The organism is Sulfuricurvum sp., from assembly GCF_049277495.1.
GTDB lineage: Bacteria > Campylobacterota > Campylobacteria > Campylobacterales > Sulfurimonadaceae > Sulfuricurvum.
In genome coordinates, this window is the sequence record NZ_JBASYM010000015.1 from 1 (window position 1) to 22,844 (window position 22,844).

Genomic DNA, 22,844 nt, shown 5'->3' on the forward strand with positions numbered 1-22,844 from the left:
GTTGCGGCAAATAATGAAAACGTTACCGAAGTACGTTCGACTCTTTTTCCGCGAGTAACCGGCGAACTGGGGTATACACGGCTAAACAGCGATAATGTTTATGTAGAAAATGGATTCTATGCCGAAAAGAGTGTTTCCGGTGCGATCAAGCTTCAGCAGATTCTGTTTTCGGAAAAAGCGCTGGCAAATCTGGAGATTCAAAAAGAGTTGCAGATAGCTGTCGAAGAGCAGCAGCGTTCATTGGAAATCGAAGTCGTCAAACAGGCGATGAGTACTTTCTTAAATGTATTGATGTTTCAGACATATCACCGTATCCAACAGGACAATCTTGCCCTGACGCAAACGAACCTCGAACTGGCACACGGGCGGGTTCAGGCCGGTACATCAGATATGTCAGATGTCTATTATTGGGAAAGCGCTATTGCGACGGTACGGCAAGATGTATTGAAAGCCGAAGCGGATGTCGAAAAAGCAAAAGACAGTTTGAACCTCATTCTAAATCGAAATATCAGCAGCCGTTTCATCACAGAACCTGCGACATTGAACGATCCCCACTTTTTACGGGATAAACAGATTTTTTTGAGTCTGATTGGTGATCAGCGGGATTTTGATGCAATGGCAGATTTTTTTATCAAGGAAGGGCTCGTAAATATTCCCCGTTTGCATCAGATCAATGCGCAAAAGAGAGCGCAGAAACGTCAGCTTTTATCGGACGAGCGTTCGTACTGGTCACCGGATATCATACTGGCTGCCGACGTATCCCATGTTTTTGATGAAACAAGGAATCCAAATGCGGGTATTAATATGGAAAATGAAACCGATTGGCAGGCTGGTATAAAACTCTCGTTGCCTTTGTATGAAGGAGGAGCTCGGAATGCGCGAAGTTCTCGTTCCCAGCTGAAACTGCAACAATTGCAAGTGAACTATCAGGAAGAAATGCGAACTATCGAGCAACGGATACGAAGTGATCTTCATATGATAAAGGCAAGTTATTCTTCGATAGCCCTTTCAGAAGAAGCATCTCTTTCTGCCAAAAAAAGTTTTTATATGGTTAGGGACAATTATGCCCAAGGAACAAGAACGATGAGCGATCTTCTCAGCGCCCAAAATGCCAGTCTGATTGCCGATAATGCATCGGCCAATACAGTACACCGTTTTATCCTGGATCTTGTCCAGCTACAACAGGATATAGGTGCATTTGAGCTTTTTTCCGACGATTCAGGGAGAGCACAGTTGATTACCCGATTAAAATCATATTTATCGAATGGAAATAAAGAAAATCAAATGATTAAAGGGAATAGCCATGCAGAAAATAATTTATAAAGGGCTGATAGTTGCCGGTTTAGCTACGGCAACCATAGGAGGCATCTATCTCTTCAATTACATGAATCGGCCGGAACTTCCTAAATCCATCGCTTTTGGAAACGGACGGATCGAAGCGACGGAAGTGGATATCGCCACGAAAATACCTGGACGTTTGATCGATGTATCGGTTAATGAAGGGGACGCCGTTAAGACAGGTCAGATAGTGGCAAAGCTCGATACGGACGAGCTCAATGCCAAGGTTAAGCAGGCACAAGCCCAGATTCAGCAGGCCAGAGAGAATAGAAATTATGCACTTGCCATTGTTCGTCAACGTCAAAGTGAACTGAACCTAGCACGAAAAAATCTGGCACGATCCCAAAATCTTTATGTGAACAACAATATATCACTCGTGCAGCTTCAGCAGCATGAATCAGCCCTTGATACCCTTAGTGCAGCTTTGGCTGCGGCAAAAACACAAATTATTGCTGCAGATAATGCCATCAGTGCGGCATTGGCGCAAAAAGAGGCAATTGAGACAAATATCGATGACAGTACTCTTAAATCTCCCGTTAACGGACGTGTTTTATACAAAATACTCGAAGTTGGTGAAGTTATCGGTTCTGGTGGAAAAGTACTGACGGTATTGGAAATTGATGACATATACATGACCATTTTCCTCCCGACCGCTGATGCGGGACGGGTGAAAATAGGTTCTGAAGCCCGGATTAAACTTGATGCTCTGGATGCGGCTATTCCGGCGAGAGTTTCATTCATTTCACCTGAGGCACAGTTCACACCTAAAGAGATTGAAACTGAGAGTGAACGAGAAAAATTGATGTTTCGCATAAAAGTTAAAATTGATCCTACTTTTCTCAAAAATCAATCCTTTCGATTTAGTAGTGGCACACCAGGTATAGCACATATCCGGTTAGATGAAAAAACTCCATGGCCAGATGAGTTGAAAATAGTTTCAAACGTACAATGAATACTATTGCTATACTTGAACACGTTACCCATTGCTATGGAGATAGCATTGCCATAAAGGATATATCTCTTCGAATACCATCTGGATGTATGGTTGGGTTTATAGGACCTGATGGAGTCGGTAAATCAAGTGTTCTTGCTTTGATTTCTGGAGTACGTAAGATTCAAGAAGGAAGAATTACGGTTTTCGGTGGTGATATGCATAATAAACACTATCGTGAACAAATATACTCACGTATTGCTTATATGCCACAAGGACTTGGTAAGAATCTTTATATGTCTCTCTCCGTGTTTGAAAATGTTGAGTTCTTCGGACGCTTGTTTGCACTGGAAAAACAGGAACGGCGGGTACGTATTGAAGAACTTCTTGAGAGTACGGGATTGTTGCCGTTTAAAGATCGTCCAGCAGGACAGCTTTCAGGTGGAATGAAGCAAAAACTCGGATTATGCTGTGCCCTGATCCATGATCCGGATCTCCTGATTCTGGATGAGCCGACCACAGGGGTCGATCCCCTCTCACGCCGGCAGTTTTGGGAACTGGTCAACCGTATCCGTCATCGTCGCGAAGGGATGAGCGTCATCGTCGCAACAGCCTATATGGAAGAAGCTGAGCGGTTTGACTGGCTGATTGCGATGGATGAAGGAAAGATTTTAGCCAGTGGTACTCCAGAAGAACTCCTACAGCAAACCGATACGGCAAATCTCGATGAAGCGTTTATACAACTTCTTCCCGAAAACAAACGAAGTGGTCATACAACTCTCGTTGTTCCTCCACGAAATAGTAGTTTTCAAGGAGATGCATTTGCTATTATTGCTGAGAACCTGACAATTAGTTTTGGAGATTTTAAAGCAGTTGATCATGTTAGTTTTAGCATTGATAAAGGGGAAATTTTTGGATTTTTAGGATCAAATGGCTGTGGTAAAACAACAACTATGAAAATGTTGACAGGTTTGTTATCACCTACAGAAGGAAAAGCATGGCTTTTTGGAGAACCAGCCGCTGCTAATGATATTGCAACACGTAAACGTGTAGGATATATGACGCAGGCCTTTTCGCTTTATTCCGAGCTCACCGTTTACCAGAATCTACTGCTTCATGCACAGCTTTTCCATCTCCCGAAAAATCAGATTGATAGTCGTATTGCCGAAATGATTGAACGTTTCCATCTTGAAGAATATCGTGATAACAGTGCTTCAGATCTTCCTTTAGGGATCCGGCAAAGACTCTCTTTGGCGGTTGCAGTTGTTCACCGTCCCGAGATGCTTATTTTAGATGAACCGACATCGGGAGTTGACCCTGTGTCTCGTGACCGTTTTTGGGAATACTTGATCGATCTCTCTCGGAATGATGGAGTGACAATTTTCGTCTCGACTCACTTTATGAACGAAGGGGAACGGTGTGATCGTATCTCTCTAATGCATCAAGGAAAAGTTTTGGCGAGTGATTCTCCTTCTTCTTTGATACGTACACGTAATAAAGAGACATTGGAAGAAGCATTTATTGATTATCTTCAGGAAGCAGTTGGAGAATGTGAACAGAGTGCAGAGAGAAGCAATGAATCTCATATATTGCCACACGAACATCAACAAGCGAACCGCTACTTTAGCTCATTACGCTTGTTTGGATATGCGTATCGTGAATCGTTGGAGTTAATTCGAGATCCTGTAAGACTAGTCTTTGCATTGTTGGGTATGGGAATTCTAATGATGATTTTGGGATTTGGGTTGAGTCTCGATGTAGAAGATCTTCGTTTTGGAGTACTTGATGAAGACGGTACACCCCAAAGCCGAAACTACGTCCAAAACATCTCAGGCTCGCGCTATTTTTTAGAGCAGCCGCCATTGCGGTCATTTGATGAACTGGATTCTCGGATGAAAAGCGGTGAGCTTTCCGTAGCGCTTATTATCCCCTCCGGATTTGGTGAAGACCTTCAAAAAGGACGATATACTGAAATTGCCGTATGGGTTGATGGTGCGATGCCATTTCGTGCCGAAACCATACATGGGTATCTTCAAGGAATGCATTATGATTATCTTCAGCAGCTTACGCGTCAGACGTTAGGCTATACCCCCTCTATTTCTACAGTAAATATAGAAATGCGTTATCGATACAATCCGGATTTCAAGAGCATTTATGCCATGGTTCCAGCAGTTATTCCTATGTTACTAATATTTATTCCTTCTATTCTAATGGCTTTGAGCGTTGTTCGAGAGAAAGAACTAGGGTCAATTACTAATTTTTATGCAACACCGGTAACCCGCTTGGAATTTTTTATCGGCAAGCAGGTACCTTATATCGTTATTAGTATGATTGGTTTTTTTCTTTTACTAATATTGGCGTATTTTGTTTTTGGGATCATACCCAAAGGGAGCCTTTTAATTCTGATCCTAGGAACACTGCTTTATGTTATTACTACGACAGGCTTGGGTTTTATGATTTCGTCTTTTACTAAAACACAGATATCGGCTCTTGCCGGTACCGCTATTTTGACACTTCTGCCTACAATTAACTTCTCAGGATTAAAGGATCCTGTTTCTTCGCTTGAAGGAATTGCATCATGGATAGGAGCAATTTTCCCGGCAACCTATTTTATAAATATAAGCCGTGGCATATTTAGTAAAGCATTAGAACTACAGGATTTATACCGTGATTTTTTCGCTTTGATGATTGCTGCGACTGTTATTACTGTTTTATCTATGATATTGTTGAAAAAACAGGAAGTATGATGAATCATCTATTAAATATTTTTCGTTTAGGGATTAAGGAACTGCGTAGTTTATGGCATGACAAAATAATGATAGTTTTGATCATTTATTCATTTAGTATTGCTATTTATGTCGGAGCTACAGCAGCTAAGAGTGAAATTCATAATGCACCTATAGCATTTCTAGATGAAGACCGGTCAATACTTTCAAGAAAAATAATCGATGCTTTTTATCCGCCTCGCTTTAAATCTTTTAAACTTGCTTCATTTGATCAAGGAGATGAGGGATTAGATGCTGGAAAATACACTTTTGTGGTAACGATACCGCCAAATTTTGAAAAAGAGGTTATATCCGGAAAGCACCCTGCAATTCAACTTAATATTGATGCGACGAGAATGACGCAAGCTGGAATAGGGGCAGGATATATACAGCAGATCATTAATCGTGAAGTGGCTAATACATTGCATCAAAGTACTATACTTCCAGTAGGTATTATTACTCGAATGAAATATAATCCGAATCTTGAAGGGAGCTGGTTTGGAGGTGTGATGGAGATTATCAGTATGATATCACTACTCTCTATTGTGTTGACTGGTGCTGCTTTGATAAGAGAACGAGAACACGGGACACTGGAACATTTGATGGTTATGCCGCTGAGCGCTTTCGAAATTATGCTGGGAAAAGTATGGTCAATGGGATTGGTTGTATTAACTGCGGCAGCTTTATCGTTACAGTTTGTTGTAGAGGGAATACTTCACATTCCGATTGCAGGCTCCGAGATACTTTTCTTATGTGGGGCTTTTCTGGTACTGTTTGCGACAACTTCGATGGGTATTTTTATGGGAACTATTGCACGTACGATGCCACAATTCGGATTAATTTTAATTTTAACGATTCTTCCATTGCAGATACTTTCTGGTGGTATAACCCCATATGAAAGTATGCCAGATATTTTGCAGTATATAATGAAGCTAGCGCCTACAAGTCATTTTGTCAGTATGGCACAGGCTGTATTGTATAGGGGGGCTGGTATAGAGGTTGTTTGGCCAGATTTCATCGCTATGTTTGTAATTGGTCTCGTCTATTTTTCTCTTGCGTTGATGCTGTTTCGAAGAAGTTTGTCTGCATCATCGTAATATGAAGGAATATAAAATGGATAAAAAAAAAGTTTCTTTAGTTTTAGGAAGTGGCGGTGCGCGCGGTTATGCTCATATTGGTGTCATTGAAGAGCTAGAACGTTCGAGCTATGAGATTGTTTCCATAAGCGGGTCATCGATGGGTGCACTGATCGGCGCACTTTACGCATGCAACAAGATTGATGAGTTCAAGGAATGGGTTCTGGGGCTTAATGGAATGGATTTAACGACATGGCTTGATATTTCTTGGGATAATCGAAGTGGCATATTCCGCGGAATTAAACTAATGGAAAAACTTGCGACAATGATTGGTGATAAAAATATTGAAGACTTACTAATTAAATATAGGGTGTAAACCTACAAAGGGATTTTTCTTCCCATGCGCTTTAAAGTTTGCTTAAATTGATTCTCTGAGTCTCTACAAATCATTTTTCTATTTTAGATTCAATCATGGATACAGATAACGCTTTTATCGCATCCATATCAAATTCATCTTCTATCGGGTTTTCTGTAAAATCATACTCCCCATAAAAATTGATGTGCTGCCAGTGGATAATCGAGCCATTTTTAAGGGCATGGATAATTTTATTTTGTTGTTCAGGATCTTTTTCTTTCGCAAGTAAATCTGAAAAATAGAGATAGTTCCAGCAGATAATCGAGTTTTGAATCAGACGCAATGCATTGCTGGCAATATCCTGTTCCTCCTTTGTAGCATAAAAATATTCGCCGCTATTTCCGAAAAAAACCGCTTTGGAGAATTTATTTGCACTTTCCACTTTATTGAGCTGTTTTTCGATCTGCTGTCGCAAGCTAATGTCGTCGATGTAGTTGAGCAGAAACTGTGTCTTGATGATACGGCCAAATTCCCTGAGTGCCTGATAAAGTTTATGTTTACGCGAATAGGATGTCAGACGCTTAAGTAGCTGTGAGGCAGTGACACGTCGCTCTTTAATGGTGATTATCAGACGAATCATCTGTTCCCACTGCTCTTCGATGATAGCGGTGTTGATTTGCTTAACCGGCAGGAGTGTATAACCGTTCTCCCGATAAAGCTTTTTAGGCTCAAATGCATAGAGTTGTTGATCTTTGAAATTTTTAATCCGTGGTGCAAATGAGAATCCCAGTAAATGGGTCAGAGCAAATATCACCTCACTGTATCCGAACGTATCCGTAGAATGGATATCGCTTTGAATTATCTCTTGATGCATTAATCCATCGATAACGTAGGCGGCTTCGCGCTCGCTGGCATTGATCACTGTCGTATAAAACAGCCGGTGCGATTCATCCACAAAACTGTATCTGCTTACTCCTCGCCCCAAACCAAAATACTTGAACGAATAGCCTGAATTAAGCGAATCGACGTTGAGATTAAATTTCTGGCCATCACTGGCGGTATGATTTTTATCGGGATTGGCACGAAAGAGTTTAGGAATATTAAGTGTTTCCGTAAACGCGAGTACGGCATCATTAGCTTCTTGAAGTATATCGGGTGAGAGATACCATGTGCGAATATAATCGATGTCGTGTACTGATATCCCTTTGGATATCTTTGCCATTTTCGGGATGCTGATGTTGCATCCATATCCGATGATCGATGCATATAGAGCATTTGGTTTGGGTGCGCGATGATGTAGCGTCCTTGTATGGTGATGAAACTTTACACCAAATATCGCCAGCCGGTCGATTTGACGAAGCACGTCAATAAGAGGGATAAATTTCTCTTTTGGCAGATAGGCATTCAGCCCATCCTCCTCTTCACGCTTTTCGAGTTTAGGGGTATGTACAATAAACGATCCATCTCCTTTAGCATGAAAAAAGCTGTTAATCCCTTTGATGACATTATTGTTGACGTTGCGGTAGATTCCATCAAGCTCACCTCTTAAGTCATCAAGTACACCGATTGAAGATTTCAACTTATCCATTCCATAGCGCTTGATATAGAGTTCTTTCTTTCGGTTGTATTCGCCAATATCAATCAGATAATCGTTAAACGCACGGTAGCGATAGGAGTTATTGAGATTGAGTGACCCTGATTTGATTCCCTCGGCTATAGCTACGAAAAGAAACATTTTATACAGCGATATCCGAAACGGTTCGTCTGTGGTACTTTGAAGCAAAGAATTTTTTTCCTCTTCACCCAAAAATTCCATTGGCAATTTTACTGTAACGTTTCCTCCGGTCGTTTTGAAGAATGCAATCGCTTTAAGCAGTGACTTGTCTGATTCCTTTTCATCGAATTCTAATGCTTTAATGATATCGGAGACCCGATTTTGAAGTTTACGGGAACGCTCTTCGAGTATGGCGTGATAACCAATATGATCTTCCAATTCATCATGTGCATCCAGATACGGTTTTTTCTCCTTTTCATCGGCAATCATCGCTTCGACTTGTTCGCTGATAAGGTGAATTTTTTCATCTGAACTGATATCAGAAATGAGCATTTGTTTAATGGAATAAAGTTTTGGAATCAAGCGGTTTTTGATCAGATCTGCAATTTCAATGGAAGCTTTGGAGCGTGACTGCCTTTGAAGGAAATAGGCATTCTGATGTTCACGCAGTGCGGAGAGTTTGGCGCTTTGGACCGATTGAACCAGTATCTCACAGAGCTGATCGCTCCGTATCCTTGTCTGATGTGCAACGAAACAGATTAGATCGAACTGCTGTTTGTGTTTTGCTTTTCGCAATATTTGGTGGACATCACTTTTTTCTACCCACTGCGCATAGTGGCGGGCAGTATTCTCCTCCAGTCTAATGTCGCGGATAATATCGGTTAGTGATGTATGTATATTGCGGAGTGTCTCATAGGTACGGACTTCTTCTTTGATTTTCGAAGGCTTGAGCGAATGGGAAAACTTCTTGAATCGTGCAATGGTGTAGCGCCCTGGCAGTGTTTCATCAGTTTGTAAAAAAAGCTCTAGCGGTTGCAGTGCCGTATGAGCCGAATACGACTTCAGCCTCTCGAAGATATCCGCCCGATGCGTATTCATCGCTTCGGTGATGATTTTAGAAAGGAAAGTGTAGGACGGTACTTCATATCGATAAGCAATAGCCGATTCGACCAGCGCATAGAATACTGCTTTAGGTGTAGAGAGCTGGGCAATAAGTTTCATAGATTCAGTAAGAAGTTTTTGTTTGAGATTTTCATCCGGTGATATATAGCCGAAATGTTCCCTGATTATTTTTTTATAACGAATGATTGTTTTTTGACTTGGCTGTTTCAATGCGCTTTGGACGAAGCTGTATTGTTTTTGAATATATGCAAGATCAGGGCTACTCAAAAACAACGTGTCATAAAATGTACGTGTCAGTTTAAAATAACCATACAATGCAATGAAAATAGATTTATTACTATCGTTTTCAAATGTTTCCAATTCACGCTGCATTAATAGCGGTATCGTGAATATTTCCTTTTGAATTTTTTCCTCCAAAGCAGGAGGAGATTCGAACTCTTTTTTCTGAGAGTAATTAAGGATTTGAATTAGTGGCATGTAATCTCTTTTTTACTATTTTAACGACCGTTAGTTTACATTAATATAAGCTATGAATAAGGTCAGATATAAAACAAAAATATATGATAAAATACTTAATTATTATCTATTTTATAGCAAAGAGGAGATTGTGATGATTTTTGGCTATATTCGAGTCAGTACAGAACAACAATCTTTGCAAAATCAAAAACACAAGATCCTCGAATACGCCCAACAGCATAAACTACTGATCGACGAATTTATCGAACTAGAAATCTCTTCCAAAAAAAGTCAAAAAGATCGAAAGATCGATATCCTATTAGAAAAGATGGGTGAAGGCGATATTCTTATCTGTACTGAGCTCTCTCGTCTTGGACGCAACATGTTAGAGATCCTAAATCTCGTTGAACAATTCAACCAACATAAAATAAAACTCATCTTTACCAATCAGCCAGAACTCTCCACTAATCAAAACGAGGCACTTTCATCTTTACTTCTTGCCATATATGGATACTTCGCACAAACAGAGAGAGAAATTATTAGTGAACGAACCAAACAGGGACTCTCGGCTGCTCGTGCGATGGGAAAAGTTCTTGGTAGGCCAAAGGGAGCTAAAAATAAAACTCGCATTCTTGATCCCTATAAGGAAGAGATCACTCGCCTACTTACTATAGGAGTAAGTCAAAGTAGCATTTTAAAAATAATAAATGCAAAACTCGATAAACCAATATCAATGACTGCTTTGAGATATTTTATTTTTTATAGTATCAAATAGCAAAGCTTCTGAATTCAACCATCACAAATCCATCATTATTTCATCAAATGACTCAATCCCTCATATCCGATATATACTCCGATACACAAGATTAAGACACTTGAAATATAGGGAGCTTTTCTTATGATATCTCCGAATCCAGTAAACTTTTTGGATATATAATTGATACTTAATACAGAGATCACACCTGTAAGAACCAAAGTAAGCGACAATCCAATACTAAAACCAAGAACTAATGCCACGCCCATAGCCACTTTTTTGAGCTGAAGACAGCAAAGGCATAGGGGAAAACTCCCTTTAGGTTTGTACCCGTTTTTGAGTTATTTTAGCTTAACGTACTATATATTCCGCTTTCTCAGGAGACCCCTTGATAAGCTTTTGAGAAATTTTCAAGCCCACTGAAAGGTGTTACCAGAGCATTTGTTTTTCAATTGGTGTGCAACTTTTAAACAATTGTAACCCCATGTGGATCGCGTACTGTTATTTTTTAATTAAAGCAATCTTATCATCAAAAAATACTTCCCGATTCTCATCGAAATTTGTCACCAGTGTTTGAAGACGATCCACAAAATGGCGGATCGTCTCGATCTTCTATTCAAGCAGGTAAACTCTATGTGCAATACATATCATACTGATTAAAAAGTGGGCTTTATTTTTGTGAAATAGCCGATTCTTTCCGATAAAAAATCCAGTACGCTGATGGTAAAATCATCAAAGTTAGGAATGTTGAACTGATAATCCCACCCGTAACGACGACTGCCAACGGATAATGGATTTCACTTCCCACACCCGTAGCAAAAAGCAAAGGCAAGATACCCAGTAAAGCCGTCGAAGCGGTCATAAGTACCGGACGAAGACGTAAAAGCGTTGCATTCTTGATCACCTCTTTGAGTTCAACATCGGGAAATTTGGCACGCATCTCATCGATAAAACTCACCAAAACAATTCCATTCAGTACCGCAATAGCAAAAATAGCGATAAACCCGACAATCGCCGATACCGATAGATAGACACCGCTAATAACCAACGCAAATATCGCCCCGATCAATCCAAACGGAACACTCATCAAAATTAATCCCGCTTTAGAAAGAGAATTGAATGCCATATACAACAGTAGAATAATCACCAACAGGGTAATCGGGATAATGATCATGAGCTTTTGGGTCGCTTCTTGCATGTTTTTAAAATCCCCTGCCCACCCGATGTAATACCCTTGAGGCATATTGACACTTTTGGAAATTTTAGCATCGGCTTCTTTGACGAACGACGCAATATCGCGACCTTCGACATCGAGAGAAATGACAAGGTAGCGACTCATGTTTTCCCGTTTTATAAACGATGAACCTTGTACCGTATCAATACGGCACACATCTTCCAAATTCACAATATTGCCCTCATGGGTACGTATCGGAATATTTTTAATCGTTTCGATATCGATTTTGGCATCTTTGATTTTTGGAACGATGCCGTAGCGGCGCACCCCTTCGATCATATAGGTCGCCGGTTCTTCACCGATACCGTAACGAATCACATCCATTATTTCATCAACACTGATTCCATAACGGGCTAACGCCTGATAATCGGGTTCTATTTTAATTTGAGCCTGACCCAGTTGCGATTCAACTTCCATCCCTTGAATACCCTTCATGGAGCCGATATTCTTTTGAATATCCGTAGCAATCCTATCAAGTACTTTTTGATCTTCACCATACACCTTGATGGCGAGTTCTGCTTTGACCCCTTCTAACAGCTCTTCAATACGCATACCGATGGGTTGGGTAGCGGTAAACTGCACATACGTAAACTCTTTGTCCAACTCCGTATCGATCTCTTTAGCAAGCTTTTCGTAATTTCCAATTTCAGGTTTGAGAATCAGCAATACCTCAAAATAGTTGGCTTGCGCCGTTTCCCCTTTTTCACTTCGTCCGATCATCGAGAGAACGGACTCTACTTCATCCCCATGATGTTTGAGAATAAATTTTTCTATCTTCTGCGCGGTATCGGTTGATTGAGACAATCCCGTACCGGGAATAGCAGTGACGCGGTACATAATCGACTCTTCATTGAGTTTAGGCATAAATTCACGCCCTTGCTGGGTTAACAATACTACAGAGACCAGAAAGAGAATAGTCACCGCAATTAACAGTTGTTTTGCATGTTCCAGCGCGAAATTCAGCATAGGCGTATAGCGCTTTTTGATGGAACACATCACGCTATTATCGTGATGTGCAGTTGGTTTAAGAAGGTACGTTGCAAGCACCGGAACCAAGATAAGTGCGACCGCAAGCGATCCCAGCATCACAAAGGTAATATTAAGCGCCATGGGAACATAAAGTTTTCCCGCCAAACCATCAAGACTTAATAACGGTATAAACACAATAGCAATAATCAAAATGGCAAACGTCACTGGAGTCGAAACTTCTTTAGCAGCTCCTGCTATTACTTCAAACCTCGAAGCATCAGGATGATCGTGAAGTTTTCGAAAGCTGTTTTCAACAATAACGACCGTACCGTCCACAATCATTCCCACCGCAATGGCAAGTCCACTCAAACTCATCAGATTGGCGCTAAGACCGTAATAATCCATCAGTGAAAATGCAATCAATAGCGATACAGGAAGAGAGAGGATAACGATAAAAGCCGAGCGTAATTCAAACAAAAATAAGAACAGAACAATCCCTACTAATACCATACCGGTCATTAGTGCTATATCCATTGTCTCAACCGCTTTTTTTGTGATTTCCGTTCGGTCATACAACATTCGAACACTGACACCATCGGGTAAAGCTGAATTAACCGTAGCGGTTTTCGCTTTGAGCTGTTTAACAACCTCTGCTGCATTTGTTCCAGCCCGTTGCAATACCATTCCCATAACGGCTTCGTGTCCATCAAGCGATACGGCACCGGATCGTGGCGATGTCCCCTCTTTGACTTCGGCAACATCATTGATCGTGATCGATTCGCCTTTTAATGCTTTGATAGGAGTATTGCGTACATCATCCAATGAGCTATAAAGTCCTACACCACGGATAAGGTATTGTTCCTTATTAAACTCCAAATACTGCCCACCTGCGGCGGTATTGCTTTTTTCAAGAGCTTGAACGACCTCTTCGTAGGTGATCCCAAAATCTTGAAGTTTATGGGTATCGATTTCAACGTCATATTGTTTTTCATGCCCGCCCCATCCAATAATATCTTCTACTCCTGCAACACTTTTATACAAAGGGGCAACAATATATTCTTGCATCTGTCGTAATTCGCTGAGGCTAAAACGACCGGTTCTGTCATAGATTTGATACCAAAACACCTGACCCAAACCAGTTGTATTGGGTCCAATAACAGGTTTGCCCCACCCTTGCGGTATATTAACGCTGTTGAGGCGTTCGTTGACCAACTGGCGTAAAAAGTAAATATCCATATTATCGTCAAAGAAGACCGACACATAAGAGAGTCCAAATACAGAATTGGACATAACCGTTTTAACACCCGCCATTCCAGAGAGAGCCGACTCAATAGGATAAGTAATCATCTTTTCAATATCTTCGGCAGAATTGCCGGGGCTTTCAGTATAAATCACCACCTGCTTAGGGGTAATATCGGGGAAGGCATCCACCGGGATTGTCTGATAGGAACGTATTCCCAGTACAACAATCCCGATAAATACTACCAAAACGAGCATACGGTATTTGAGCGCACTATCGATTAATTTATGTATCATCGTTGTTCCCTTATTCCTCGCCAATAGCTGATTTCAACAGCATTGATTTAACGTAATAGCTTTTATCGCTAACGTAGCGTTCACCGGCATTCAACCCTTTAATGGCGATATATTGGTCGTCTTTAGCAATGATTTCCACCACTCTCGCTTCATAGGGGGCTTTTTCTTCCTCATGCTCATCGTTCTTTTCTTTTTTTACGTGCACTTTAGTAACAGTCGGGATAAAGACAACCCATTCGTTTTGAAAAAAGGTAAGCGCCGATTTTTTCACCGCGAGGTAGTTTTTATCTTTTTGGGTATAGATGGTCGCTCCGACATACTGATTCAAATACAAAGATGAAGATTTATCGAGCGAAGCCAATGCACTGATTCGCTGAGTTGCTTCATCAATACTCGGCAATACACGATTGATTTGTCCATATATCACAGAGGGTGTATTACTTTTCACCAAAACCTTTTGTCCCTTTTGCACCTGAGCCGAATATTTGAGAGGGACAAAACATTGCAGATAAAACGCATCGGCGTTAATAATGATTGCCATCACTTTTTCGTCTTTGATAAACGCACCCACCGGTTCAAGAATCTCACCGATCCGTCCTGATGCAGAGGCATAGACATAATGGGAATTACCGCTGTTTGTCAGTGATGATGGATTAACGTTAGAACCTTTGATCTGGACTTCGATCCCTTTGATCTGAGAAAGCAGTGCATCCCGCTCGATTTGTTTGGTCGTCATCTCCTGCCGCGAGAGCATCCCCCGTTCATACAACGCTTTATCGGACTGAAAATTTTTATCGAAATGAGCGTATTGGGTTTTTAACGACTGATAATCGATGGAAAGTTTGGAGAGGGCAACCGAACGCAACCGTGCGATTTTATCCCCCTTTTTAACCGTATCACCGGCACGGACGTAATATTCTTCGATGTACCCTTCCAGCGACGTTGTAATAGCATGTTGGTCATTCTTTTGCTGAATCACTTTGGCGTTTACGTCAATCGTGGCACCAAATGGTCGTGATTGCACCGTTTCAGTCGGTATCTGTACGGCACCGAAAAGTACTGCTGAAAATAGTAGTACACTCGTTAAAATTTTACTCATTATAAGCCCCTTGTAGGTAGTTGTATTCGATAGTGGAACGATTAATTTGTGATTGGAGAGAAATGATCTCTTCTTGGGTCGCAATACGGCGATTTTTGATCTCATAGAGTTCTAAAAGATTAACATTAGCAATCGCATAGGCATCCTGATACATCCCCAAGAGTTCTTGCGCATTTTTAAGATTTTCTTTGCGTTGTTGCAAAAGTGTTTCCAGAGAGGTGATCTCTTTAAGCAAACTTTTTTTTCGAAGCCCAAGACGATCATTTTGCGCTTTGAAAAACAGTACGTTTTGGCGTATTTGAAGTTCTTGAATCGATTTTTCTTCGCGCTTCGTGTTGAAAATCGGCAAAGGGATCGAAACTCCTGCACGGTAAATATTTTGATCGGGCTCTTTTTCATATTCTGTGAATACGCCAACCGATTCGATGATACGGGTTTCGAGTTTTGCCTGCGAGGCTTTGAGGTCATTTTCCGATGTCAATAACGCTAAATCAGGATTTGATTTCTCATCCCCAAAACGAATGAAATTAGTATCCGCGTCAATTGCAATTTCTTCACTAAATCCAGCGTATTCACGTAATGCGTCATAGCTTTTTACTGCTTCTTTTTGGGATTCAGCGCGGTTGGATAGGGCATCGGAATACGCAACATCGGCTTGGAGCATTAGTGCTTTGGATAAAGAACCTTTGGCATAACGCTCTTTAGAGACGTTATTGATGCTTTGAGCGATTTTCAACTCTTCGTTGGCAAGATTCAATAGTTTTTGAGCTTGTGCATAATCGACATACAAAAGTGAAAGCTCTTTGATAAAACGGGATCGTTCAACCGCAACATTGGCTTTAGCATTGGTTGATAACGATCTGGCTATGCGTTCTTTGTCTTCACCTACGCCCCATACGCGAACCGGTTGATTGAGTCCCAACCGATAGCCATTATCGGACTTAAATCGGGATCTTTCCACTTCGAGGGTAGGATTCTCATAACGGGTCAGTTTGCTTCCTTCAAGTATGGCTTGATCAGTCCTTAATGATGAAGCATTCAAATAGGGACTTTTTTCGATAGCCTGTTCTAAAAAAAGATCAAAACTCTCTGCCATAACTGCCGCTGAATACAACGACAAAGAAAGAATAATCTTAATCATTTTTTTTCTTTTTTCAGGAAGGCACCGTCGAGCGCATTGACTTCCAAACGATAATTCGCAGTGTATACATCGTAGTAGAGGATTTCGCCTCTGTGGGTTAATTTTTTACTGGTAATTTCTTCTCCGGTCTCTTTTTGAACCAACTGCTCCAACTGTTTTTCATCGACTTTATGAATTCGGTGCATTTCCTGTTTGGCTTGAAGCTGTGCGGAAGGGCGAGAGTTAGAGGTGTGAATCGACATATGTTCCCGTGCAGTCATTTCCGCTGATTGAGCGTGTAATGCAAAAATTAATGTGCAAAGTGCGAATAATATTTTCATGACTAATCCTTTAATACTGTTAATAATTTGCCTAAAAGGCTGTTTTAATGATTATTGTTTTTTGAAAAATAGGAAAATTAAACGGCTATTGGAGGACGAAAATTAGAAGGGGGATTATGGCTGATATAATACTCAGAGTTATAAATCGGTGCAAACGTATGGCTCTCAAATTCGACAAGTTGTGTCTGAGCAGGGAGAATAAAGCTGATATGAAACATATATCGAATATCGCATAAATCCCCACAATGCGTAGGTTGAGAAAATTCTTGAACATATTGTTGGATGCTACAATGATCTTTCTCATTGCTCTCAATAACAAAATCATTCACAATTGAGAAGCTAAAGGAGAGCAACAGCAGTATCGTCCAGAAATTACGTTTTTTCATGATGGATGATTATATACTATTCCCAGCTGTTTATCAATGCCTGAAGTTTGCTAAAAAGTCCTGTCATATGGCTTTTTATCGTTTCCTCAAGATTGAAATTATGCACTATATCTTCCATACCTATGGTGCTTATGACCGTTTGACCGTTATCGTCATAAATTGAGATGCGACAGGGGAGAAAAATAGATACTTCCGGATGCAAACCAAGAATCGCTTGTGCACCGCTGGGATTGCATAGCTCGAATACAGTAATATCCCTCTCAATCGGAAACCCTTTTTCCTGTAGAAGATCTTTAAAATTGTACTCTTTGAGCACACCGAATCCATACTCTTTTGCTTTTGATGTCATTTGCTCTTTAATCGCACCAATGGAATGCTTTGTCTCGTGCTTATAAATCATTTTTCTTGTCTCCTGTATTTTTGATTTTACTAGGTCTGATATAGGGCTTCGCGATAAAATAGAGCACAAATCCCCATAAAATCGTACTGCTTATCCACTCGATCAATCCGGGGTTTTCATCGATATGGATAATTTCGTTGACATTAACACCGTCTAACAAATAGTCCAATCCAAAACCAAATAGAATACTTCCGATACCGATGGTCACCAAATAAATAGTGAGGATTTGAGTACCCATCATTTTTTTGACAACGCCAATTGTTACCGTATTGGTTGCAGGTCCGGCTGAGAGAAAGACAAAAGCGGCTCCGGGTGAAACACCTGCGAGCATAAGCCCCGCCGCAATAGGTAAAGAAGCTGTCGCACACACATACATCGGTATCGCAATCGCAACGACGATCAGATAAGAGATCCAATGATAGGTAATCAGTATGTCACTTAAATTTTTCGGAACCGCCACCGTTATCAATGCACCGATAATGAGTCCAAACAATAGCGGCTTGGCGATGTCACCCAGCAAAGTCACAAACGCATAGTGCATCGCATCGATAAAGGAAAAACGTTTTTTCGCTTTGGGTTGACCGCATCCACAATCATCGGCAGAACATCTTTCATTATTAGGTAATGTACCAACTAAAACCGTGGATGGGTTAACCGGCTTTGAGTGTGCCATAGTGAACAATGGTTGAGAGTTCTTTGATTCACCGGGAGCTTTCAGATTAGTAATTATTCCTGCTATCATAGAGATAATAATGGACGTAACAACTCTGTAAATTGTAAAAGCCCAGCCGAACATTCCATAAGTTGCCAAAATTGAATCGACTCCGGTAATAGGGGTAGAAATCAAAAAAGAGAGCGTTGCCCCGTTACTTGCACCATTTTTTTTGATAGAAGCGGCTAGCGGGATCACCCCACAAGAGCACACGGGTAAAGGGATACCAAATAAGGTAGCTTTGATTACGGAAGCGATAGAGTCCTTTCCTAGATGTTTGGAAACCAATGTTTCAGGTACCATTTCATGTAAGATTCCAGCGAAGAGCAGACCGAAGAGTATATAAAAAGCCATTGCATTGCTCAAATCTACTATAGCATCAATGAAAAGAACAATATGTTCCATAAATAACCTCTTCTTACGTTATAATCATATAACTTTAATGTTATATAACGAGATTGTTATATAAAAAGACTTAGAAGAAGGTTAGATGGAAAGATTGGTTCAATTATCAAAAATATTTAGCGATATTAATCGGTTGAAAATACTAATTTTTCTTTTAAGAGACAAAAGAGTGTGTGTATGTGAGATTTGTGACACGTTAGAACTTTCACAGCCGCTCGTCTCCCGACATCTTAAGCAAATGCGCGAAGCCGGTATTCTTGATTCAATGCAAGAAGGAAAATGGGTAATTTATTCTTTAACTGCAAATCCTGATTCTACTTTACAATGTTGGATTGAAGAAGCACGTAAACAGATCTCATCTTTACCAAAATTAATATCTTGTAGTACAAAACCATATTGTTAAATTTACTTTGTTAGAATGCCCACTCATTCTCTCTAAATCTATAGATCTTATAATGAATGAAGAGGGAGAAGATTTTATCCGTCGATATATTATGGATGGAAGTGCGACTTAGCGCATAGTAAAAGTGATAACAAAGATTAAAGATGATTTTGCTGAGAAACTGGATATTCCAGATTTAGCCAAATTGGTCTCCATGAGTGAATCATCGCTCTATCATAACTTCAAAAAGATTACGACAATGAGTCCATTACAGTTTCAAAAAAACACTTCGGTTGCATGAAGCAAGACTCAGATTAATGTCAAAAGAGATCGACGCTTCCCAAGTTGCATTTGACATCGGATATGAAAGTCCATCGCAGTTCAGCCGAGAATATGCGCGAATGTTTGGTTTTCCTCCAAAAGCTGATGTAAAGCGGGTAAAGGGTGATTGCAGATTTTAGAATTTTATAAAATTTATTAGATGAAAGACACTTCAATCACAGCTAGGAAAATGAACTCTAAAAGCTTAAAGAATACGATTTTAAGCAAACTTTAAAGCGCATGGGAAGAAAAATCCCTTTGTAGGTTTACACCCAATATACAGTCGTTGCCACTGATTTGAATCGGAACAAAGAGGTATGGTTTCAGCATGGCAATCTTTTAGAAGCTGTACGTGCATCAATTTCAATACCGTCACTTTTTACTCCAATTCAAACTGATGGTATGTTATTAGTTGATGGAGGCGTATTGAACCCTCTACCAGTTGCCCCAACTATGTCTGATCATTCTGATATCATTATTGCTGTTAATTTATATGCTGATCGTCAGAATTTTGATGATTCATTACCCATGATTGAAATAGAAAAAGAATCAACAATTAAATCTATGATAGACAATGTAATACAAAAAACACAGGGAATTCTATCAGATGATGAGATTGCATCCATTCCTGTGTTTAAAGTCTTGGAAAAAACTTTAGATTCTATGCAACGAACATTAATTAGTTATCATTTAGGTAACTATCCCCCGGACGTATTGATTAATATTTCCATGGAAGTATGCGGGACTTTTGATTTTCATAAAGCTTACACAACAATTGAAGCGGGAAGAAGAGCTACGAGAAATACTCTGCTTGCATTTTGAACACATTGGATCAGACGCTCACTTAATAAGACGTATTTCTCATCACTTCAGTCATAAATTCTTTCTAATCGATTAAAAAAATAGCACACTCATTTGAATATTTCTAATTCTGATAGTCCTGTATACAAACTTCTTGTATCGGGATAGCAAGTATATATTGGTAATTTAATATAATAATGGTAACTTAATTACTAATTAAAATAATATACGTATAATTCAATTAGTAATGTGTAAAAAAGGGGAATGTATGGCTAAAAAAATTAATGAAAAAATGAAAGAGATCAAAAAAGATTTGCTTCTTGAAGAGGCTTCCACGTTATTTGAAACAGTCGGTTACGAAAATATGAAAATATCAGATTTAGCAAAAAATGCGGGAGTGTCTCAAAGTACCATCTATGCTATTTTTGTTAATAAAGAAGGTTTATACCTTGAATATATTCGATATCACATCAAAGGTTTTATGGAAGAACTTAACAGTTCAATAACTCCAAACAGTACAAACCGTGACAAGATCGAAGCGTTCATCAAATTAAAATTTTCATACTACATACAAAAAGAAAAAGCGTTACAGCATACACTTAAGAATAATCCATTATTTTTCAATACGTTATACAACGACTTTAATAATCCCTTTGATGAAGTCTACGAATTCCTTGCCAATACCTTTAAGCAGTTTGATTCCAATGTAGATGACATCGAAGCGATGAAAAGAGCTTATGCCTTAAGCGGATACAGTGATGGATACATTAGTTTTTGGATGGTGACAAAAAATATAGACTTGCTTGAGAGTGTTCATGAAGTATGTACTACATTTCTGGCTACCTTGAAAGTTGACACTCATGGATAACAAAGAAACTAATGAAAATATCGCAGGGGTTTTAGCACGAAAATTTATCAAGCACCCACTAACGTTAATGTTGAGTCTGTTTATATTGGCGATGGGATATATCTCTTTGCAATCATCCGCCAGAGAAGCAAATCCGCAAATCGTGGTCGCAGGTGGGACGGTACTGATTCCCTATCCCGGAGTCAAAGCTGATGAGATTCAGAATCTGATTATCAAGCCGCTTGAAAGAAGGTTGCAAGAAATTCCGAATGTTGAAAACATTTACGGTATTGCACAGGACAATATGGCTATTTTTAACATACAGTTTTATTTAGGTACTGATTCCTCCGAAGCTGATTTCGATCTGTATAACAGTGTAATGCGTAATCTCGATGCTTTGCCGAAAGGGATCATGCAACCTATCATCAAAACTTTTAATATTGACTCTGATATCGCGGTAGCATCGGTAGCATTTTATTCCAAAGGCAAAGATAAGGATATTGTGGAGTTACACCGAAAACTCATTCCTGTTCAGCATCAAATTAATAGAATTAATGACGTTGCTCTGACTGACTTTATCGGTGAGCGCAAAGAGCAATTCAACGTGTTAGTTGATTTGCATAAACTCAGTGCTTACAACCTCTCGTTAGGTCATTTTATAAAAGCGGTCGAGGGAATAACGCTGAGAGTGCCGGATATGAAGGGACATTATGAAGATAATAAAATAATATTATTCGGGTTAAAAAAAGAAATTGAAACGGTACGTGATATTGAAAATATTCAAATAGCCAATTCCGTATATATCAGAGATGTTGCCAAGGTTGAAAAAGGTTTCGATATCCAAAACTATAAATCGGCTTTGATCCGTTCCAAAGAATTGGGACTGTCAAACGAAAAAGAGCAGATCACTTTAACCGTCTCCAAAAGAAAAGGTGCCAATGTTGTTGAAATCAATAATCAGATCAACGACCTCCTGGAAACCATGAAGCCACAGTTTGAAAAAGAAGGAATAGGATATATCATAACTCGTAATGACGGGTATACCGCAAACCATTCTGTTAATGAACTGGTTTTACATATCATTATATCCGTGATTATTATCGGTATTCTCTTGATTTTACAACTTGGTTATAAAGAAGCCTTTATCGTCACATTGACGGTTCCCATGATTATATCTTTAACCCTTTTGAGCGGATATCTATTAGGGTTGTCAATCAATAAAATTTCACTCTTTGCACTTCTTTTGAGTCTAGGGATATTAGTCGATGCCGCAATTATCGTCATAGAAAATATTCATCGACATTTTCATGACCATGAATCGAAAGATAAAAGCGTAGCAGAAATTGCTATTACGGCTACGAATGAAGTGGGAAACCCTACGAATCTCGCAACAGTGGCAATCATGATAACTTTTTTGAGTATTTTTTTAGTAGGCGGCACCATTGGTCAATATATCAGACCGTTGGCTATTTTCACACCAATTGCACTTTTTGCTTCGCTGTTGGTTGCCTATATATTTACACCGTATTTTGTCAATAAAATTATGACCAAAAGAGACTAGTATGCATACTAAAAGAAAGTTTATCGAAAAGACCGTTTTAAAGATTCTTCACAGTGATCGCAATCAAAAAGGCATTATTTTAGCCACATTAATCATAGTAGGAATTTCCATTATGATGTTTCCTACTATGTTGGTAAAAGCAAAACTTTTACCGAAGCCGACCGCAGATTATTTCACGATTTATGTAGACCTACCATCGGGAAAATCGATAGAGGAAACTAAAAAAGTCACTGAATGTATTACTAATACCATGCAAAATGAAAAAGAAATAGAGAATATGTCTATATTTTTGGGCGAAAGTCTACCTGTGGATTTTTCAGCAATTATTAAATGGCGAGTGCTTAAATCGAATGAGAACACGGCAAATATTTTAGTCAA

The 22,844-nt window shown here is 39.7% G+C and carries 21 protein-coding genes; 13 read left to right on the plus strand and 8 right to left on the minus strand.

Annotated elements, in window-relative coordinates:
- The 5 genes from WAO38_RS03935 to WAO38_RS03955 all read left to right on the plus strand — a co-directional run.
- Positions 1 to 1,323, plus strand: a 1,323-nt coding sequence (locus WAO38_RS03935) for a TolC family protein (protein WP_422234559.1), incomplete at its 5' end; no start/stop codon positions are given.
- Positions 1,304 to 2,290 carry an HlyD family secretion protein gene (locus tag WAO38_RS03940; RefSeq protein ID WP_422234561.1) on the plus strand — a complete coding sequence of 329 codons (987 nt, stop codon included), beginning with the start codon at positions 1,304 to 1,306 and terminating at the stop codon, positions 2,288 to 2,290. The genes WAO38_RS03935 and WAO38_RS03940, both read left to right, overlap by 20 nt.
- Positions 2,287 to 5,016 (plus strand): ribosome-associated ATPase/putative transporter RbbA, encoded by a 2,730-nt coding sequence (gene rbbA, locus WAO38_RS03945; protein WP_422234563.1) that lies wholly within the window; start codon positions 2,287 to 2,289, stop codon positions 5,014 to 5,016. Before WAO38_RS03940 ends, rbbA begins: the two co-directional genes overlap by 4 nt.
- Positions 5,016 to 6,131 (plus strand): ABC-2 transporter permease, encoded by a 1,116-nt coding sequence (locus WAO38_RS03950; protein ID WP_422234565.1) that lies wholly within the window; start codon positions 5,016 to 5,018, stop codon positions 6,129 to 6,131. The genes rbbA and WAO38_RS03950 overlap by 1 nt, the downstream gene beginning before the upstream one ends.
- A 16-nt stretch (positions 6,132 to 6,147) precedes the next feature.
- Positions 6,148 to 6,486, plus strand: a complete 339-nt coding sequence (locus WAO38_RS03955) for a patatin-like phospholipase family protein (protein ID WP_422234567.1) — start codon at positions 6,148 to 6,150, stop codon at positions 6,484 to 6,486.
- Between the two features lie 70 nt (positions 6,487 to 6,556).
- Here WAO38_RS03955 and WAO38_RS03960 read toward each other — a convergent pair whose 3' ends face one another.
- Positions 6,557 to 9,619, minus strand: a complete 3,063-nt coding sequence (locus WAO38_RS03960; protein ID WP_422234568.1) for a Tn3 family transposase — start codon at positions 9,617 to 9,619, stop codon at positions 6,557 to 6,559.
- A 133-nt stretch (positions 9,620 to 9,752) separates the two neighbouring features.
- On the opposite strand from WAO38_RS03960, the gene WAO38_RS03965 reads away from it, so the two are divergent.
- Positions 9,753 to 10,373 (plus strand): recombinase family protein, encoded by a 621-nt coding sequence (locus tag WAO38_RS03965; RefSeq protein WP_422234570.1) that lies wholly within the window; start codon positions 9,753 to 9,755, stop codon positions 10,371 to 10,373.
- A 649-nt stretch (positions 10,374 to 11,022) separates the two neighbouring features.
- Here the strand turns inward: WAO38_RS03965 and WAO38_RS03970 are convergent.
- The 7 genes from WAO38_RS03970 to WAO38_RS04000 form a co-directional block, all read right to left on the minus strand.
- Complete coding sequence (locus tag WAO38_RS03970) at positions 11,023 to 14,091, minus strand: efflux RND transporter permease subunit (RefSeq protein ID WP_422234572.1); 3,069 nt, start codon at positions 14,089 to 14,091, stop codon at positions 11,023 to 11,025.
- 10 nt (positions 14,092 to 14,101) lie between these two features.
- Complete coding sequence (locus tag WAO38_RS03975) at positions 14,102 to 15,190, minus strand: efflux RND transporter periplasmic adaptor subunit (protein WP_299945930.1); 1,089 nt, start codon at positions 15,188 to 15,190, stop codon at positions 14,102 to 14,104.
- On the minus strand, positions 15,183 to 16,331 hold the full coding sequence (locus WAO38_RS03980; protein WP_299945933.1) for a TolC family protein: 1,149 nt from the start codon (positions 16,329 to 16,331) through the stop codon (positions 15,183 to 15,185). Before WAO38_RS03980 ends, WAO38_RS03975 begins: the two co-directional genes overlap by 8 nt.
- Complete coding sequence (locus tag WAO38_RS03985) at positions 16,328 to 16,651, minus strand: hypothetical protein (RefSeq protein ID WP_299945936.1); 324 nt, start codon at positions 16,649 to 16,651, stop codon at positions 16,328 to 16,330. Before WAO38_RS03985 ends, WAO38_RS03980 begins: the two co-directional genes overlap by 4 nt.
- 77 nt (positions 16,652 to 16,728) lie before the next feature.
- On the minus strand, positions 16,729 to 17,037 hold the full coding sequence (locus tag WAO38_RS03990) for a hypothetical protein (RefSeq protein ID WP_422234575.1): 309 nt from the start codon (positions 17,035 to 17,037) through the stop codon (positions 16,729 to 16,731).
- Positions 17,038 to 17,053: 16 nt separating this feature from the next.
- Positions 17,054 to 17,437 (minus strand): DUF302 domain-containing protein, encoded by a 384-nt coding sequence (locus WAO38_RS03995; RefSeq protein ID WP_422234577.1) that lies wholly within the window; start codon positions 17,435 to 17,437, stop codon positions 17,054 to 17,056.
- Positions 17,427 to 18,554: an SO_0444 family Cu/Zn efflux transporter gene (locus WAO38_RS04000; protein ID WP_422234579.1), complete on the minus strand. Its 1,128-nt coding sequence runs from the start codon at positions 18,552 to 18,554 to the stop codon at positions 17,427 to 17,429. The genes WAO38_RS03995 and WAO38_RS04000 overlap by 11 nt, the downstream gene beginning before the upstream one ends.
- An 85-nt stretch (positions 18,555 to 18,639) precedes the next feature.
- Between WAO38_RS04000 and WAO38_RS04005 the strand changes: the two genes are divergently transcribed.
- The 7 genes from WAO38_RS04005 to WAO38_RS04035 form a co-directional block, all read left to right on the plus strand.
- A complete protein-coding gene (locus tag WAO38_RS04005; protein ID WP_373023430.1) occupies positions 18,640 to 18,957 on the plus strand; it encodes an ArsR/SmtB family transcription factor in 318 nt (105 codons plus the stop codon).
- A 124-nt stretch (positions 18,958 to 19,081) separates the two neighbouring features.
- Positions 19,082 to 19,237 carry a hypothetical protein gene (locus WAO38_RS04010; RefSeq protein WP_373023431.1) on the plus strand — a complete coding sequence of 52 codons (156 nt, stop codon included), beginning with the start codon at positions 19,082 to 19,084 and terminating at the stop codon, positions 19,235 to 19,237.
- 16 nt (positions 19,238 to 19,253) lie between these two features.
- The gene (locus WAO38_RS04015; RefSeq protein ID WP_373023432.1) at positions 19,254 to 19,397 is read left to right on the plus strand and encodes a hypothetical protein; all 144 of its coding nucleotides are present in this window, start codon (positions 19,254 to 19,256) and stop codon (positions 19,395 to 19,397) included.
- A gap of 157 nt (positions 19,398 to 19,554) precedes the next feature.
- The gene (locus tag WAO38_RS04020) at positions 19,555 to 20,079 is read left to right on the plus strand and encodes a patatin-like phospholipase family protein (RefSeq protein ID WP_422234581.1); all 525 of its coding nucleotides are present in this window, start codon (positions 19,555 to 19,557) and stop codon (positions 20,077 to 20,079) included.
- A gap of 247 nt (positions 20,080 to 20,326) precedes the next feature.
- Complete coding sequence (locus WAO38_RS04025; RefSeq protein ID WP_373023396.1) at positions 20,327 to 20,926, plus strand: TetR/AcrR family transcriptional regulator; 600 nt, start codon at positions 20,327 to 20,329, stop codon at positions 20,924 to 20,926.
- On the plus strand, positions 20,919 to 22,466 hold the full coding sequence (locus tag WAO38_RS04030; protein ID WP_373023395.1) for an efflux RND transporter permease subunit: 1,548 nt from the start codon (positions 20,919 to 20,921) through the stop codon (positions 22,464 to 22,466). The genes WAO38_RS04025 and WAO38_RS04030 overlap by 8 nt, the downstream gene beginning before the upstream one ends.
- A gap of 1 nt (position 22,467) precedes the next feature.
- A partial coding sequence (locus WAO38_RS04035) for an efflux RND transporter permease subunit (protein WP_422234584.1) occupies positions 22,468 to 22,844 on the plus strand: 377 nt, incomplete at its 3' end.